16 protein-coding genes are annotated in these 16601 nt (G+C 54.4%); 7 read left to right on the top strand and 9 right to left on the bottom strand.

Annotation, left to right across the window (positions count from 1 at the left end; genetic code table 11):
* Positions 1-2 precede the first annotated feature (2 nt).
* Entirely contained in the window at positions 3-989 is a 987-nt protein-coding gene (gene dusA / locus FHL16_RS11235; protein ID WP_077748254.1) for a tRNA dihydrouridine(20/20a) synthase DusA, read from the top strand.
* A gap of 53 nt (positions 990-1042) precedes the next feature.
* Here the strand turns inward: dusA and FHL16_RS11230 are convergent, their stop codons facing one another.
* Positions 1043-1876, bottom strand: coding sequence for an undecaprenyl-diphosphate phosphatase (locus tag FHL16_RS11230; RefSeq protein ID WP_077748253.1), 834 nt, complete (start codon positions 1874-1876; stop codon positions 1043-1045).
* 499 nt (positions 1877-2375) lie between these two features.
* On the opposite strand from FHL16_RS11230, the gene FHL16_RS11225 reads away from it, so the two are divergent.
* The 4 genes from FHL16_RS11225 to FHL16_RS11210 all read left to right on the top strand — a co-directional run bounded on the left by FHL16_RS11225 (position 2376) and on the right by FHL16_RS11210 (position 6380).
* Positions 2376-3116: a winged helix-turn-helix domain-containing protein gene (locus FHL16_RS11225; protein ID WP_010456243.1), complete on the top strand. Its 741-nt coding sequence runs from the start codon at positions 2376-2378 to the stop codon at positions 3114-3116.
* A 28-nt stretch (positions 3117-3144) separates the two neighbouring features.
* Entirely contained in the window at positions 3145-3906 is a 762-nt protein-coding gene (locus FHL16_RS11220; RefSeq protein WP_077748252.1) for an EAL domain-containing protein, read from the top strand.
* Between the two features lie 29 nt (positions 3907-3935).
* The gene (locus FHL16_RS11215; RefSeq protein WP_077748251.1) at positions 3936-4625 is read left to right on the top strand and encodes a winged helix-turn-helix domain-containing protein; all 690 of its coding nucleotides are present in this window, start codon (positions 3936-3938) and stop codon (positions 4623-4625) included.
* A 360-nt stretch (positions 4626-4985) separates the two neighbouring features.
* A complete protein-coding gene (locus tag FHL16_RS11210; protein ID WP_042932702.1) occupies positions 4986-6380 on the top strand; it encodes an undecaprenyl-phosphate glucose phosphotransferase in 1395 nt (464 codons plus the stop codon).
* A gap of 298 nt (positions 6381-6678) precedes the next feature.
* On the opposite strand, the gene FHL16_RS11205 is transcribed toward FHL16_RS11210, so the two are convergent.
* The 6 genes from FHL16_RS11205 to galE form a co-directional block, all read right to left on the bottom strand.
* Positions 6679-8757: a YjbH domain-containing protein gene (locus tag FHL16_RS11205; RefSeq protein ID WP_077748250.1), complete on the bottom strand. Its 2079-nt coding sequence runs from the start codon at positions 8755-8757 to the stop codon at positions 6679-6681.
* A complete protein-coding gene (locus tag FHL16_RS11200; RefSeq protein WP_077748249.1) occupies positions 8754-9515 on the bottom strand; it encodes a capsule biosynthesis GfcC family protein in 762 nt (253 codons plus the stop codon). The genes FHL16_RS11205 and FHL16_RS11200 overlap by 4 nt, the downstream gene beginning before the upstream one ends.
* On the bottom strand, positions 9512-10177 hold the full coding sequence (locus FHL16_RS11195; protein WP_077748248.1) for a YjbF family lipoprotein: 666 nt from the start codon (positions 10175-10177) through the stop codon (positions 9512-9514). Before FHL16_RS11195 ends, FHL16_RS11200 begins: the two co-directional genes overlap by 4 nt.
* Before the next feature lie 14 nt (positions 10178-10191).
* The gene (locus FHL16_RS11190; RefSeq protein WP_077748247.1) at positions 10192-11247 is read right to left on the bottom strand and encodes a polysaccharide biosynthesis/export family protein; all 1056 of its coding nucleotides are present in this window, start codon (positions 11245-11247) and stop codon (positions 10192-10194) included.
* A gap of 140 nt (positions 11248-11387) precedes the next feature.
* The gene (locus FHL16_RS11185) at positions 11388-11630 is read right to left on the bottom strand and encodes a hypothetical protein (protein ID WP_077748246.1); all 243 of its coding nucleotides are present in this window, start codon (positions 11628-11630) and stop codon (positions 11388-11390) included.
* A gap of 141 nt (positions 11631-11771) precedes the next feature.
* Positions 11772-12788, bottom strand: coding sequence for a UDP-glucose 4-epimerase GalE (galE, locus tag FHL16_RS11180; protein ID WP_010456263.1), 1017 nt, complete (start codon positions 12786-12788; stop codon positions 11772-11774).
* 310 nt (positions 12789-13098) lie between these two features.
* Between galE and galU the strand changes: the two genes are divergently transcribed.
* Both galU and FHL16_RS11170 read left to right on the top strand, forming a co-directional pair.
* A complete protein-coding gene (gene galU, locus FHL16_RS11175) occupies positions 13099-13932 on the top strand; it encodes a UTP--glucose-1-phosphate uridylyltransferase GalU (RefSeq protein WP_010456264.1) in 834 nt (277 codons plus the stop codon).
* A gap of 27 nt (positions 13933-13959) precedes the next feature.
* On the top strand, positions 13960-14367 hold the full coding sequence (locus FHL16_RS11170; protein WP_077748245.1) for a mannose-1-phosphate guanylyltransferase: 408 nt from the start codon (positions 13960-13962) through the stop codon (positions 14365-14367).
* Positions 14368-14371: 4 nt separating this feature from the next.
* Here FHL16_RS11170 and FHL16_RS11165 read toward each other — a convergent pair whose 3' ends face one another.
* Together FHL16_RS11165 and FHL16_RS11160 are read right to left on the bottom strand one after the other, a co-directional pair.
* Positions 14372-15523, bottom strand: coding sequence for an SGNH/GDSL hydrolase family protein (locus tag FHL16_RS11165; protein ID WP_077748244.1), 1152 nt, complete (start codon positions 15521-15523; stop codon positions 14372-14374).
* A gap of 39 nt (positions 15524-15562) precedes the next feature.
* The gene (locus FHL16_RS11160; protein ID WP_077748243.1) at positions 15563-16600 is read right to left on the bottom strand and encodes an acyltransferase family protein; all 1038 of its coding nucleotides are present in this window, start codon (positions 16598-16600) and stop codon (positions 15563-15565) included.
* Position 16601: the final 1 nt, after the last annotated feature.

Genomic DNA, 16601 nt, shown 5'->3' with positions numbered 1-16601 from the left:
CAATCACCGCCACACCCGCCCCGCTCTCCCGCCGATTCTCCGTGGCGCCGATGATGGATTGGACTGACCGCCACTGCCGTTTTTTCCTACGGTTACTATCGAAAAACGCCCTCCTCTACACCGAAATGGTCACCACCGGCGCGCTCCTCAATGGCGATCACGACCGCTTCCTCCGTCACAACGAAGCCGAACACCCGTTGGCCCTGCAACTCGGCGGCAGCGTCCCTCTCGACTTGGCCGCCTGCGCCCGTATGGCTCAGGACCACGGTTACGACGAGGTGAATCTGAATGTCGGCTGCCCGAGTGATCGGGTGCAGAACAATATGATCGGCGCGTGCCTGATGGGGCATCCGCAGCTGGTGGCGGATTGTGTGAAGGCGATGCGCGATGCGGTGTCGATTCCGGTGACGGTGAAACATCGGATCGGGATTAATGGGCGGGACAGTTACGAGGAATTGGTTGATTTTGTTGGCACGGTTCGGGATGCAGGGTGCACGAGTTTTACGGTACATGCGCGGATTGCGATTCTGGAGGGCTTATCGCCGAAAGAGAACCGTGACATTCCGCCCCTGCGTTATGACGTGGCGGCGCGGTTGAAGGCGGACTTTCCGGAGTTGGAGATTGTTCTTAACGGCGGGATCAAGACGCTGGAAGCCTGTCACGCGCATTTGCAAACGTTTGACGGTGTGATGTTGGGCCGCGAGGCGTATCACAACCCTTATGTAATGGCTGAGGTGGATCAGCAATTGTTCGGCAGTACGGCGCCGGTGATTAGCCGGGCGGAGGCGCTGGCGAAGTTGCGGCCTTATATAGCGGCGCATATTGATGCGGGCGGTTCGATGCACCATATCACCCGGCACGTGCTGGGGCTGGGCACCGGGTTCCCGGGGGCACGCAAGTTTCGGCAGTTGTTGTCGGTGGATATCCACAAGGCTAAAGAGCCTTTGGCGTTGCTGGATCAGGCAGCTGAGTTGCTTGAAGGGCGTTAATCCGTTTTATCTTTTAAATACCAGGCTGGTGGGTCCGCAGCCTGGTTCACGTGTCAGAGCGCTGCTGCTTCAGTCCAGTTAACCCAACCGAATGCCCATGTGGCCAGGATCACCAGACCGAATGCAATTCGGTAACAGGCGAACGCGGCGTAGCTGTGGCTGGCGATAAACTTGAGCAAGCCGCGCACGGCGATCATGGCGAAAAAGAACGCGGTGACGAAGCCTAAGGTGAAGACTGGCAGGTCGCCAGCCTGGAACAGATCCCGATATTTGTAGCCTGAGTAGACGGCGGCACCGACCATGGTTGGCATGGCCAGAAAGAACGAGAACTCGGTGGCTGCCTTGCGCGACAGTCCAAATAGCAACCCACCGATAATGGTCGATCCTGAGCGTGAGGTGCCCGGTATCATCGCCAGGCATTGAGCGAACCCGACCTTTAACGCGTCGGTCCAACGCATGTCGTCAACATGGTCGACATACACCCTATGTTCCCGCCGCTCAGCCCACAACATAACGATACCGCCCACTACCAATGCCACCGCCACGGTGATTGGATTGAACAGATATTCGTGAATCTTATCGGCGAACAATACACCTAATACAACGGCAGGCATAAAGCTGATCAATAAGTTCAAGGTAAACCGTTGCGCATTACGTTGGGTTGGCAAGCCTGTGACGATCTCGAGGATCTTGCGCCGAAACTCCCAGACCACGGCCAGGATGGCCCCAAGTTGAATGATGATATTAAAAGCCATGGCACGCTCACCGCCGAAGCCGAGCAGGTCCGCGACAATGATTTGGTGCCCTGTACTTGATATGGGTAAAAACTCTGTCAGCCCTTCCACCACGCCTAAAATCAATACCGTTACGGTAGTCCAAAAATCCATTAACCCCCCTCATCTACAAAAGCAAAACTGCTGACGAACTGACGATTTTATCGCCAACGAGTCAGTAAAACGCATTCAGACCTGCATTAAAACTCAACGTTAATAATTGTCCATGAATGTCACCATCAACCAGAACGTTACATAACAAGAAATATCAGCCAGTTCCAAACAAAACACATACTAAAACCGGCACTTAAAGCAGCCTAGGTCTGGCAACTCATAAGGCCTCCATAAAAATCCAACTAAGGCAGCTTCAACCGCCCACCCAGGCTTATTGAACTGGAAAAGCGGGACATTGCGCGAAAAGATGGCACAATGATGCCTATTTGCCACTGTGCATGCCAAGCATCAGGGACACAAAGGATCTCGCCAGATTGCTCAACAATGTTAAAAAAATTGTGACACCTGCTTGAAAACCCGGGAAATGTTACCAATTGTCAGTCACAAATGAGAATTGGTGCTTTAACATCCAAATGTCAGCACCCAGCCGAGTCAAAGCATGATGCTTACAGGGAAATTAACGAATACCAGCCACAGCCACACAAAGGAGGTGACGGGTATTCTCACCATTGGGCGGACCCATAGTTTAGCTGAGGGTTTCAGGGCATTAGTTGCAAGCTATGTAGCGCATGATATACCCGTTGACACTATGTGCTTCAACAACTTGTTTAGAAAAAATAAGGGTTCCCATTCATACCGTGCAGTATTCATTGTCATTGACAGCCCTCAGGCGTTTGATGAAAGCATCGCCCTGGTGGAAAATATGCGTGCCGATAACCAGGCCCTTATTATCTTTGTAGCCATCACCGGCAAAGGCACCTACAACAAGATGAGATACTATCTTGCCGGCGCCGACCACTGCATTAAATTCAGTACGCTTCCTGAAGATAACCCGGACGTACTTTCCGAGTTTTTTAATAGCGCAGAATGGCACAAGCAACACAGTTTACTCTTGGACCCCACGCGTATGTGCCTGATTGGAGACTATAAAAAACTGGATGTTTCGTTTCCGGAAATGAAAATCCTGGAAGCCTTTGCCGAAACAAGAAATCAAATACTGAGCCATGATGAAATCGCCAGAATCATGGGTCTGAATATAACGTTTTATGACCCAAGGGCCTTGGAAAAATCTATCAGTCGCCTGCGCGGCAAGATAAAAGGCATGTATGGCACCAACGCCATTCAAAGTATTCGTGGGCATGGATATCGTCTCGTCAGGGGTCTCATCTCGACCGCCTGATGATTAATATGCAGGGAGTTATTGCATTATGAACGCAACGATGAGCGCGTCACACATCTATCGTGCGAGTCATTATCTGTCTCGACAATTGATCCTCACTCGTGATGACTGCCCATTTGGCAGCGAGATCAGAATACAGTTTGACGACAGTCCGGCTCAGCCAGCCCATGCATCTTTTGCGGCATCCATGCAGCAGATGAGCGGCATCTACAGTGAAGTGCTCATGCAGACCCGGTTGATTGCCTTTTCGCTGAAAGACCATAATATATCCAGCAAAAACAAATACTTAAGTCGTAGATTTGTCTGCGTCGGACAATCAGACCTCGCCGATTCAGCACTCGCGGAAGAGTTGATACAGTCCAGCGACGCCCTGCACAACTTTGGTCAGACGCTGGTTATCGCTTTCAATGAACTGCCTCTTTCGGCGGTCAGTTTCAGTGAAAAAAAGAAGATTCTCAACAATGTGTATCTGTTGAAAGACCACGGCATAGAAATCGCGTTCGATGGTTACAACATCGACAATGAAAGTATCGAGATCTTTACAACCCTGAATCTTTTCGACTATATCAAGATCCCTTTTTCAACCCTAGACTTAAGCCTTAAACTCACGGGCAACCCCGAATTATTCAATCGTCTCCACGAACGCATGACCATGCTGACCCACACCACTAAAGTCGCCTTCATAGCTGACAGAGTGGAGCATGCCGCGAGCCATATACTGGCGCGCGCGCTGCCGTTTGAATACTTTCAAGGGAGCCATTACTCCCCTGCCGACAACCTTTTGAATTAAAAACTGAGTATGCCCTTCAGGAGAGAGACATGGAAAGCAGTACACCCCTCCCCAGAAAATATTTTGTCGTCGTTACTCACAGCCCGGCATTACAACTAGAGCTTGAGGCATTATTATCGAGCGAGCGATATAACTCATTTGGTACGTCGCAGGCAAAGATGTTTGTCGAGGGTGTTGCCCTACCCTCATCCGCCCCTAAACTAATGGAATTTATTTCCCCTCACCTGGACAGAATTGTCCCTCCCGTTATCAGACATGATACACAGCGCATTCTCTCTTCATTCGAATCCGAGTGGCGAGCGGCCCAGTCCGATACGCAGTTCAGCAACATATCCTCACGGGCAGATGAAGACCGGGAAAACACTCAGGATTCACTCCTCAACGAGGCGGTAAAACCGCATTATCCCTATACAGAAGCCTGGCGATTGAGTCATGGCAATGGTGCGTTGATCAAAGATGACGTAGAGGTTGTCTTGACCGGGCTAGAAGCCACACTGGTCAAGAAAATGCTGCACCATGATGAGCGAGTCGTAAGTAAAGATGATCTTATTCGGAGCATCGGCAGAGAACCCGAGCATTATCGAGGCCTGGAAATGTGCTTGAGCAGACTACAGGAAAAGTTCAAGAGTGCCAGCAATGGTGAACGTTTGTTCCGGGCCGTGAGGAATCGTGGCTATTGCCTGATTCAAAAAATAGTACGGGGGAAAAGTCTCACCTGAATCAATAAGATTGATCGCAATGGTAGTGCATACAAAAACAAAAAAGCACCCCACCATTTCACCCTCAGCCCCCTCCCCCCTCCGCAGACAATTTCGCTTGCCCCTTCCTGAAATCAACTTTCATTATCGACTATTTCTAACGCTTCGCCGCCTCAATATAACCAGCACACCAACTTACCACTCGTTAAAAGTCGTCAGACAGCTTTCTGCCCAATAAATTAATCTATTCACTGACGAGCACGCCGCACAGTGGCATTTCGACCGTCAATGTTTTGCCCTCTTATAAAAATAATAATGCTTACCACATCAACTTGGCTCTTGTCTGTCGACACGCGAATGGACGTATTTTGGGGATATCGCATGGTTAACAATCTTCGTATCAATCGAAATACCCACCTCAAAGGATTGACCTTCTGGGGACAATGGGCACTGGGTCAGGGCTTTGTTGTAGCCCTGTTGTTTCTATTGGTTTATTACCACACCGGGACGGTGGAGTTCTATTACCGAGTGTGCGCAATTCTAACGGTACTTGCCTCGGTGCCCGCCTATACCTGGTGTGGCGTCTATGCAAAGAAAGATAATTACCTGGAGGGATTGGGACGTTTGTTGGTGGGCTGGACAATGACCCTGGCGGCATTGGCCTGTGTGGCATTCATCTGCAAGGCCGATGGACTGTTTTCCCGTCAACTGATCTTGATATGGGCAGCCTGCGGTTATCTCGGGCAGGCACTGTTGTACGTGCCGCTGCACGGATTCTCGCAATACTATCAACGGTCACTTCAAAGCGAGCATAAAACCCTGATCGTCGGTACGGGCGAGTTGGCGCTGGGTCTTGCCCGGAAGCTGCGTAGCCTTGAACACTTCCCGCTGGTGGGGTTGGTCAGCACCGACACAACGCTCCCGCTGGCGATGGGCTCACCGCCGATCGTAGGCCCGCAAGAGCATCTGCTGGCGCTGATCAAAACCCATGACATCCGCCGTTTGTACATCACGCTACCCCTGAGTGAAGCGGCAAACATTGAAGCCATGTATATCGATTTGCTGGGGGCCAACGTCGATGTGGTCTGGGTGCCGGACTTGAACAGCCTGATGCTGCTCAATCACTCGGTAAGGGTCGTGGACGGCTTGCCGGCGATCTACTTGAATGAAAGCCCGTTGACCAGCCAGCCAACCGCCGCACTGAGTAAAAGCCTGTTGGAAAAGAGCGTGGCGCTGTTGGCCCTGGTTCTTCTAAGTCCGTTGCTGTTACTGATTGCCCTGGCCGTTAAACTCAACTCTCCCGGCCCGGTGTTCTTCAAGCAGGACCGCCACGGCTGGAATGGCAAGGTGATCCAGGTCTGGAAGTTTCGCTCGATGCGCGTGCACGATGACCTTGAGGTCAAGCAGGCCAGCCGTAACGATTCTCGGATCACTCCGGTGGGACGCTTTATCCGCCGTACTTCGCTCGACGAACTGCCGCAGTTGATCAATGTGCTGCAAGGCCATATGGCCCTGGTCGGACCACGTCCCCACGCCGTTGCACACAACGATTACTACTCCGGGAAGATTCTCGCCTACATGGCTCGCCACCGAATCAAACCGGGGATTACCGGGTTGGCTCAAATCAACGGTTGCCGTGGCGAGACCGACACCATCGACAAGATGCAAAAGCGTGTGGAGATCGATCTCAAATACATCAATAACTGGTCGTTGTGGCTGGATTTGAAGATCCTGGTGAAGACGCCTTTTACCTTGCTGTCAAAAGACATCTATTGATCACTTGAATACCAGGCACCGCAAAATGACAAGGGGACGCAAGTCCCCTTTTTCATGGGCGTCTATCAGGCGCTGAGTCGCACTTACGCCCCTGCCACACCAGGCCCCCTGACACACGGCAACACTTGTTCAAGCCGGGAGCTTAGTTAGCCCCCGGCTTATCATTGCAAGTGTGTCGTTTTAACGCAGAGAGCCCTGCGCAAGATGGCGCTGCTTACTACAAGACCTTCCAGGTTGTCCCCTTTCGGTCGACCGCGATGCGATCTACAGCGCTAATCGCCCTGCAGATCGCCCGCGTTCACTCAGTGATCTTGTCGAAGTTACGGTAGAACAAGTCGCTGTCACGGCTATCGGTCATCGAGTGCAGCCAGTAGCTGCGATTGAGCCGTGCACCGCCGTCCCGGGTCAGCGGCGACCAGACGATATTGGCCCGACGCATGGTCGACATGCTCATCAGTTCATCGAACGGAATGGAGATGTAGATGCCCTTGTCGAAACTGCCTTCACCGTATTCCGCCGTTGTCGCGGTGGTCAGCGTGGCCCAGGCACCGAATCGCACGCCATTGCGGAACTCCCGTGACAGATCGACTGTGGCGCCCCAATCCCGCGCCAGGTAGCGGCCGACACTGACGGCGGCCTGGGTATCGAAAGGCAAGTCGGTATAACCGGTGATATGGCCGGTCACGGTCGAGTAATCGCGCAAGCCAAAACCCTGGTTGAACTCGCGCTGACGCACGTAGTTCAGGTCTGCACCCACCGACCAACGCTGGCCTGCCGGACGGAACAGTACCTCACCGCCCACACCGGCAAACATCGACTCCAGATAGCCGCCGTACACCATGCCATACAGGTCTTTATCCAGTTGCTCGGCGTGGCTGAACTGGAACGTGGGCATGGTGACGTCAGAGGTCGTCAGGTACTTGCGCAGGTCGGTCCGCACCCGGGGCAAACCACTTGGTGCGTCGTAGGTAAAGTTGTCGTAGTTGTTCACCAGGTTGGCGCTCAGCAGGCCGCTCCACCAGGTATTGCGCGTGAAACGATACTCGGCGTCCGCATCGGCACTCAGCTGATAGAGCAAACCATCAGGGCCGCCGACGTTCTGTTTGTAGCCCAGCCCGACACCATAGCTGAAGGGATCGCGCGCGGCAGTATAGAGCGTGGTCTCGGTATGCGGCATCGCCCCGTTGACCTCAGTGGTTCGGTGCAAGGTTTGCAGCGGCTCCTCATTGTTGACCACTTCGCGGAAGATCTCGCGCGGCACGCTGGTTTCTTCCAGCGGCATGTCGTAGCGCTTGTTCACCAGGGTGAACCAGTCGATATCGTCGTTGACGCTGTTGTCCAGAATCCGGCTGGCGCGGCCGACGGCTTTGGCCGAATGGAAATAGTTCGTCTGCTCGCCGTACACAAACAACTCGGGGCCGCGCTGAGCAATACGCTCGACTTTATAACCCGCATTGTTCTGCAGGCGTTGCGATACGTTGGCCCAGTTGACCTGATCCGGCGGTGTGGCAGGTGCCTGTGTCGGCAGACGCTCCGCGGGCGGATCGTAAGTCTTGGCCGGCGTCTTGCGGCTGACGAAGTTGGTGTGCAGGGTGATGCCGAACATCGCGGTATTGCCGCGCTCCCAACCCGCGCTGAGATCGACCGAATCGGTCAGCTTGAACACGGCGCCGATGTTGATGGGCGAATCTTGCTTGATGGCATTGTCTTTCGGCTCGTTTTTGTAGTCGTTGCCTTCGTACTCAAGCTTTAGGCTGAGCGGCTCCCAGGGTGTCTGGTAGGTCACGCCGCCAAACAATGAAGGTCGCCCACGAAAATAGGCATTGGTGTTGACGTCACCGGTGCCCTCGCCGTCCGGCCGGGTATTGAAGCGATCAGCCGCCCAACCCAACGGGTTGTCGAAATCGCCTCGATTGCCGATGTATCCCCAGGCAATACCCGCGCTGAAATCAAAGTCGTCATAGCGTTTGTTGGCGACCAGGAATTCGCTGGAGAACAGGCCGGTACCGCCGATGTCGCGAAAGCCCAGGGCCAGCTCAGGCGCCCAGTGGCTTTCTTGCCAAAGGCGTACCTTGAGGTCCACAGCCTTGTCTTTATAACTCTGGTCGCCACTCAACGACTCGGGGCCATACCGGCGGTTGGTGATCGCTGTATAGCGAAACGAGCCTTCCAGCCATTCAAATGGCTGCAATGAAACGCTGTAACGGGTATAGGGCTCTGTTCGACTGGCATTCACACTCAATTCGCCGGCCGGTGCCATTCGAGCCGTCGGCGTTTGCATCAAGCCCACGCCGCCGAAATCGTTTTGAGTCAATCGCGGCTCTGCGAGAGCCAAACCACACGGCAACAACAGCACTGCAGCAAAACGTAAATTCAAGGAACCACCTCAGCCAGTTGCGTGGCAAGAAATTCGGCCAACTGCTGATTCAGTTCAGGTATAGGCGGATTAAGATCATCGGTTTTGACAGGGACCAGGATTTTGCTGCCGGCGGCAGGCACCTGCCCGCTTTCACGATTCCACGGCGCAATGCCGACACGGCGGGTGACCCCGTCGGGCTGAACGATCCAGAGGTAATCGGCTTCGGCATCGGTCAGCGATGAACACCCTTGCAGGTAATCCCGCGCCTCTTGCAGCGGGCGAAAGGCGAGCCGGCACGGTTCGGCGACAGCGCCCAGCACTTCAACCACATCGGAACGCTTCGGGTAGATAAGGCTGTCGCCGTCATCGAGGCGGAAGTTGCGAGCGAAGCCGACCTCCACCGCGATCGGATCAAGGACCGCCACCTGGCGCCCGGTAACCGGCATGCGGCTGACTTGCTCGTACAACTGCAACGCCAATGCCGCCCGGCTGGGCCGATCGAAGAGCAATGCGGTGCGTTGCAGCACCTTCAAGTCAAACAGGACCCCGGTCTTGAGTCGGGTCTGCTCCTCAAGCAATGGTTGTCGCAGCCAGGCGGCCGCCAGCCAGTAGCTTTCAGGATTGGGTTGCGCCAAACGCATCACGTCCAGCACGCGCCCCCCGGATTGCAGCTCGACCGGCCCCGGATTGCGCACATCACCGCTGACGTTGACTGCCGCATTCACGCCACCGCAGATCAACAACAGGCACGTCCATAACACCTTGGGAAACTTCAACGGACAGCCCCGCGCTCAGAGGTCAACTGCACGATCTTCACCCTGAGTTGCCCTGTCAGTTGCTGTTCACTCTGGAGGATGAAACCGTTATCCGGATCGACCCAATAATGATTGGTCGCGCGCAGGCCAATAGCCGGTGCCTCTATCTGCTCATCGACACGCAGCACGGCGTATGCCTTGTCCAGGATCCTGAGGGTTTCCATGGGTTTTCGGGTAAAGCGGCTGCTCACGGCAACACCCACTTCGTAACCTCGATAGAGATCGATCCAGCGCTGGCTGGTGTATCCATCGGGCAATCGGTGAAGGCCTTGCTTGAACGGCGATTGCGCTTCGATACGGGTCCCGTCCAGGTCACCTTCAAAGCCCAGGCCGACAGTGCGAACCGCCAGGCCGTCGCGCAGCAACAACACCTGCTTGCCGGACGCGACCCAGTACTGCAAGTCACCTCGCTCACGCACCATCGCCAACACCCCTTCTCCGGAAGGGGTGGTCAGCTTGAGTTGCGGATACTGAACCTCGGCCACTTGCGCCGGAGTCAACTCCAGGTCGTCAGGCCCGGTGGCCACGGCTTTGAAGTTCGCCAGTGTGGCCTTCATCAGCGGATTACATCCACACAACAGCAATGCCGCCATCAAGCAGACGCTAACGTTCAACGTTCTCACAGTGGGACCAGACCTTATCTGCTGTTGGCTTCACTTAAGTTGTTTTGTGCCGCCGCGCCCATACCGAGAATCGAGGCCGATGGCACCAATTGACTGATGAAGCGGTTCCAGCGGGTAACGTTGGCAGGGCCTACATAAACAATGTCCTGAGGGCGGACATCGAAGTGAGTGGCGAGCGCCATGGCGGACGGCGACTCGGCGTGTAATTGATAGATTTTGGCGGGTTCGACATCGAGGTTTTCTACACCGCGAATGACGTACACGGCGTTGCCGTTCGAGGTGGTCTGGTTCAACCCTCCTACCGAACCAATGACGTCGGAAAGATTCATGGTGCGGGTCTTGAAGGTCAATGCACGCGGCTGATTGACCTCGCCCATCACGTAGATCTTCTTGCTGTCGTTGTAGGGCAAATACAACTGATCGCCGCCTCTGAGGTAGACCTTCTGCAACTCGGCATTCTGCTGATTGAGCGCATCGAGATTCAGCGGATAAACCCGCCCGTTTCGCGTCAACAGCAACCCGGACAAGTCCGCATTCAGCGGATCGACACCGGCCGAACCCAGGGCTTCAACCACATTGAGCGGATTGGTGGAAATCGCTTGAGGGCCTGCTTTCAATACGGCGCCCGACACCACCACTTTCTGACTGGCAAAGCGCAACACGGCGACATCCACTTGCGGGTCCGAGATGAAGGTCGACAACTTCTCGGCAATATCGGATCGCAATTGCTGGATGGTCTTTCCGGCGGCCTGGACTTCTTTGATGTAGGGGTAATACAGCGTGCCATCGGATCGAACAAGACGGCCGTTTGCATCGATCTGCTGTTGCGCGCCAGAAGGTGCGGTCAGCTCGGGGTGATCCCATACCGTGATGTACAAGACATCGTTGTTACCGATGCGGTATTCGTCGGGCGTGGTCAACAATTCCGGGGGTAATGACTCATGTACCTGAGTGGCCCTGTCCATGGCGATAAGCTTGGGGGTAATCGGAATAAGCTCGACCCGACTGTTTTCGCTTGAGCCTTCGCGAGTGATATCGCTGGTGCTCATATGTTGGCCCGGCGAAAACATACAACCTTGCAAAGCAATACTTGCCAGCATTAAAAAAGGAACGCTACGAATCATAATGGCACTACGCTATTCAAGGGCAAACCCAAAACAAGATCACCCAGTGTTAGCCGGGCAATCTTGGATGACACCTGCGGTATTTATCAGTGTGTGCCGGTGGTACCGGTAGTGCCTGTAGTGCCGGTACTTCCGGTTGTTCCGCCGTTGGAACTTCCGCCGCTACTGGAGGCAGCCACTGCGCCTGAAACAATCGCAGTGCTGGCCAATGCAGCTTGTGCCGCCGTTACATCACCCAGCACTTTTGTATCCAGCGAAAGAGGTGCTTCTACTGCGAAAGCCCCGCTGCTCATCATGGACAATACGGCAATCACCATCATCTTTTTCATATCAAACTCCTTCCTGCGTGTTCTTTATATCTACGGACTTGCGGGACGTGTTTCCAGTCAATTTTCCCGACCATAATTAACATTGCGTCCTGATATAACAGTTCAGCAGAAAAACCAGGGGCTGACGGCCTGTTTCAAGCCCTACTCGACGTAACCCCTGGGATGATTCGATTGCCAACGCCAGGTGTCTGTCATCATCTCCTGTAGATTTCGCGTGGCCTTCCAGCCGAGCTCCGTCGCCGCTTTGGAAGGATCGGCCCAACACTCGGCGATGTCGCCCGAGCGACGTGGCATCACGCGATAAGGCACTGGACGCCCCGACGCCTGCTCGAACGCCCGCACTACCTCCAGAACGCTGTAACCATCGCCCGTGCCCAGGTTCCAGATATTGATTCCGGTACGCGTCGAGATCGTCTGTAATGCCTTGAGATGTCCGTCCGCCAGATCCACCACGTGGATGTAGTCGCGCACGCCGGTGCCATCGACGGTGGGGTAATCGTCACCAAATATCGACAACTCCTTGAGACTGCCGACGGCCACCTGGCTGATGTAAGGCACCAGGTTATTGGGAATCCCGCTGGGGTCTTCACCCATGTGGCCACTGGCATGAGCGCCGATCGGGTTGAAGTAACGCAACAGCGCGATGCTCCAGCGCGGCTCTGCCGCACAAAGATCCTGCAGCACGTTTTCGATGAACAGCTTGGATTGCCCGTAAGGATTGGTTGGCGTGCCGGTGGGGAAATCTTCCCGGATCGGCATCTGCTCAGGCGCGCCGTACACCGTGGCCGATGAACTGAACACCAACCGGAACACGCCCGCCGCCGACATCGCCTGGCACAGCGTAATGCTCCCGCAAACATTGGCCTCGTAATAATCAAGCGGCTTGCGCACGCTCTCGCCTACGGCCTTGAGCCCGGCAAAATGCAGGACAGCATCAATGGAATGCTCCTGAAAAATCCGGTCCAGCAATGCCCGGTCGCACACATCCCCGCGAATCATCGATGCGGACTTGCCGCAGATGGCTTCAATGGCGTGCAGGGACGCGTCAGAGCTGTTGCAAAGGTTGTCCAGCACAACCACATCGAAGCCCGCCTCAAGCAGCGCAAGTGTAGTGTGAGAACCGATATAACCGGTTCCACCCGTTACCAGAATCTTCATAGAGCGGTCCATAGTGGGGTATTGAAGTGCTCAATTACAGGTAATGTTAAATGCGCACATCACCCATTGACGCCAAACACTTATTAGCACTTCAGAACAACCAACACTATTAACAGACACCGACTAAAATTAACTAAAAGGCATCAGCCCCGACAACTAATAACATTTGCCCCACTCTACGCCTGCTAATAATTGCCAATAAAGCCTCACTCAGGTATTAAAGTACAACCTCAGTAATACTTCAAAACTCACAGCCACACTCGATATTGTTTCTGCGTGGATGTGAATAATGACTTTCCAGGATATATCTATGATTCGTAAATGCTTGTTCCCCGCCGCCGGTTATGGCACGCGCTTCTTGCCTGCTACTAAAGCCATGCCGAAGGAAATGCTGCCGATCGTCAACAAGCCTTTAATCCAGTACGCCGTTGAAGAGGCACGAGACGCCGGTCTGCAGCACATGGCAATTGTGACCGGCCGGGGCAAGCGTGCGCTGGAAGACCATTTCGATATCAGCTATGAACTGGAACACCAGATTCGCGGCACCGAAAAGGAAAAATTTCTGGCCGGCACTCGGGAGCTGATTGAAACCTGCACGTTCGCCTACACCCGTCAGGTCGAAATGAAAGGCCTGGGGCACGCGATTCTCAGCGGTCGTCCCTTGATCGGTGACGAACCGTTCGCCGTGGTGCTGGCGGATGACCTGTGCCTGAACCTGCAAGGTGACGGCGTACTGGCGCAGATGATCCAGCTCTACAAAAAATTCCGCTGCTCGATCGTGGCCATTCAAGAAGTGCCTCGAGATCAGACTCATAAATATGGCGTGATCGCCGGCGAGTTGATTTCCGAAGGGATCTACCGGGTCAACAGCATGGTCGAGAAGCCGGCACCCGAGGACGCACCGTCCAACCTGGCGATCATTGGCCGCTACATTCTGACCCCCGATATTTTTGATTTGATCGCCGACACCCAACCGGGCAAGGGTGGCGAAATCCAGATCACCGACGCACTGATGAAGCAGGCCCAAAATGGCTGCGTGCTGGCCTACAAGTTCGAAGGCCTGCGCTTTGATTGTGGCGGTGCAGAAGGCTATATCGACGCCACCAACTTTTGCTATGAGCATCTGTATCTCAACGGTCTTTGACCCACTCACTCATCCAGGCAAGCCACTATGACCACTGCAAAACGCTCGGTAGACATCGAACAGAAAGCGGGCAACGTCGGGGTGATGGCCTGGCTGTCGAAAACCCCGTCGTTATCCTCCACTTCGGCGGCCTGGTTTGGCACAGCCTTGTTGGTTGAGCGCATCGGGGTGTTCCCCTCTTCGGGCGATATCCATCGCCCGGCCAGGGACCCTTTTGCACTCTTGAACCATCTGAAAAATCTGTACGCCCACCAGGCCCTGGATATCGATGAAAGCGACGGGCTTAAAGTGATTTTCAATGATTGGCGATTCCGGGTTCGCGTGCGCTGTAGCGATCCGGCAATTGTTATCAATATTGAAACGCGATGTGATCCTGACTTGATGCCTGTGAAAACCGCAGAGCTGCTGAGCCATCTGGAACGCTTTGAACGGTGAATGATTATTTCAAAGCGGAACCACACTGGCCCGGCGACTCACCGCCCCCTCCGACAATCAGGCGATACACGTAATCGGCGATAAGCCGACCGCCCGAACCCGGGATAGGGTGGATTTTGTCCGGACCGATCATGGGCGTCGGCCCGTCATTGGCGTAGCGCTTGAAGTCGGGACCGAACGTGCACTGCAAACTCGAATACACGATGTGCTCCGAACGCGCCCAAGGCTCAAGCACCTGGGCGTACTCCGACATCGGATACGCACTGGAGCGCGTTGTGTCCTGACGCAAGATCACGTTGATGCTCGCCGCCGGATGAACTTCGCGAATCATCCGCACCAACCCTTTCATGTTCTCCAGATAGTCGTTGGGCTTGACGCCAAACCCCTGGTCATTACCGCCTAACATGATCAGGTAAACGTCCGCCGGTATCTTGGAAACGATGGCCTTCCATTGGGTTTGCCATGGACGGTCGCTTTTATAAAAGTCACCTGAGGCGCCACCGGAAGCGGCGAGTTTGGAGACCCTGACACCGCCCTGATTATTGGTCAGCCACAGACCAAACAACGTCGGCGCACCTTTCACTACTTCGAGCTTTAACGACCATTCAGCATTGGCGGGGATACTGAGTTGCACTTCCTGAACCCCGGAACCGGCCAACGTCAAAGGCTGCCAGGTGTCTGAAGATGTCCACCGATAGCGCATCTCACTGGTTTTTCCATTGCCCAGGTAAAGCAACTTGGCGTCGGTAATGGCTGTGTTGATGGATGCCGTTTCTTTGGAATCCACTTCAAGAAAAGCGCCCGTTTGCCCGGTCACGGTGCGGCTGTCCGGACTCGCCTGGCCAAGACTGGAAACGTCCCAATCTCCACCGAAGTACTTCTTGCTGCTGCGGGTGTATTTGAAATTCGTACCGCCGAGCGCGGCACCGTGATTGAACCCGACATAACCAGGCCCGGCGAAACCAAAATCTTTCGCCAAGTGCTGAGTGAGGGCATTGAGATAAAAATCCTGCCCCGCGCTGTAACTGTCGCCAATTACCGAGATGGCCAGCACCTCCCCCGCTTTACCCTTGGTCATTGCAGCAAGCCGATCGCGTGAACTTCTCACTTCGACAACCTGAGCAGGAACGGGGCGCACATCATCGACATCTACCACTGGCTCATTCCTCTATCAGTAAGCCGGCTGAATGGGCACTCAGGATTGAGGCACCTTCAACCCGACCGCTGGAGTCTTTTTGCGGGTAACTCGCTCGCCCAGGAACAGAATGGAAGTCAGGGTGAAGCGGCTGAAAATGTTCGACAACAGCACGGGCCCCAACAATCCGCACAGCACGCCGCCTGCGACCAGAACGCTGTCGTCCGTGACGCCCAAACGACCCAAGGCAAACCGCGAACTGGCAGCAAACAGCACGTGAAAAAGGAAAATGGCGTAAGAATATCCACCCAGCCAGATCAGAGCTTTAGAGCGCATGTCAGTCGACAGTAGCGCGACACAGGACATACAGCCAACGAGCAAACCGACAACGCTTCTACGATCGACAATGAGTTCGCGATCCACGGCGGCGACATACAGCAGCACAGCCGATATCAAGACGAACACGACCGGCCCGATCACTTTCAGCGATTGCTTCAAGGCACTGACCTTTTCGTGGCAAATCATCCCTGTCACGAAAAACGGCAGCAAATAGACCGCGCCATTGATGCCAAACGCGTCAACCGGAAAAGGCGGCAACAAGAACACCAGCGCCGAAAACAAGAACAGCAGATACAGCCGCGTCGCCGTCTGCAACAGACCGCGCCACTGCAGAAAACCGACAAACACAAAGATGATGAAGACGGCCTGCAAAAACCAGAAATGGTTAACCGGTATGTAGAACGACAACAAGGCGTCGATTAACCCGACCTCCTTGTTAACGCCAGGCCCTACAACCTGCAGCACCGAAAATGGAATACCGACAAAAAACAACGGCACGATCAACCGTCTCACCTTGCCAACGCAGTAAGCGGAGAAGTCATTGCCTCTGATCTTGTATATCGAATAGATGTAGCCCGATATGAAGGTGAACAGCGGCATCCTGACGTACACCATCGAATCCGCCAACACCCGAAAAGGTGACCCCAGGTCGATTTTCAGTCCGCCGCCCAGCGGACCTATCACGTGATAGAGCACCAGCAGCAGGCATGCCAGACCTCTGAGCGTTTCTATTTCCAACGATTTTTTCTTGCTTTGCATA

Origin of the sequence: Pseudomonas sp. FSL W5-0299 (assembly GCF_005930655.1) — a bacterium.
Taxonomy (GTDB): domain Bacteria; phylum Pseudomonadota; class Gammaproteobacteria; order Pseudomonadales; family Pseudomonadaceae; genus Aquipseudomonas; species Aquipseudomonas mandelii.
This window is presented reverse-complemented; position numbering and strand designations above follow the sequence as displayed.

What these genes read in the sequence shown, in the direction of transcription:
- FHL16_RS11230 (WP_077748253.1), bottom strand. Translation starts at nt 1,876, where the DNA reads ATGGATTTTTGGACTACCGTAACGGTATTGATTTTAGGCGTGGTGGAA.
- FHL16_RS11225 (WP_010456243.1), top strand. Translation starts at nt 2,376, where the DNA reads ATGATGCTTACAGGGAAATTAACGAATACCAGCCACAGCCACACAAAG.
- FHL16_RS11220 (WP_077748252.1), top strand. Translation starts at nt 3,145, where the DNA reads ATGAACGCAACGATGAGCGCGTCACACATCTATCGTGCGAGTCATTAT.
- FHL16_RS11215 (WP_077748251.1), top strand. Translation starts at nt 3,936, where the DNA reads ATGGAAAGCAGTACACCCCTCCCCAGAAAATATTTTGTCGTCGTTACT.
- FHL16_RS11210 (WP_042932702.1), top strand. Translation starts at nt 4,986, where the DNA reads ATGGTTAACAATCTTCGTATCAATCGAAATACCCACCTCAAAGGATTG.
- FHL16_RS11190 (WP_077748247.1), bottom strand. Translation starts at nt 11,247, where the DNA reads ATGTTTTCGCCGGGCCAACATATGAGCACCAGCGATATCACTCGCGAA.
- FHL16_RS11185 (WP_077748246.1), bottom strand. Translation starts at nt 11,630, where the DNA reads ATGAAAAAGATGATGGTGATTGCCGTATTGTCCATGATGAGCAGCGGG.
- galE (WP_010456263.1), bottom strand. Translation starts at nt 12,788, where the DNA reads ATGAAGATTCTGGTAACGGGTGGAACCGGTTATATCGGTTCTCACACT.
- galU (WP_010456264.1), top strand. Translation starts at nt 13,099, where the DNA reads ATGATTCGTAAATGCTTGTTCCCCGCCGCCGGTTATGGCACGCGCTTC.
- FHL16_RS11170 (WP_077748245.1), top strand. Translation starts at nt 13,960, where the DNA reads ATGACCACTGCAAAACGCTCGGTAGACATCGAACAGAAAGCGGGCAAC.
- FHL16_RS11160 (WP_077748243.1), bottom strand. Translation starts at nt 16,600, where the DNA reads ATGCAAAGCAAGAAAAAATCGTTGGAAATAGAAACGCTCAGAGGTCTG.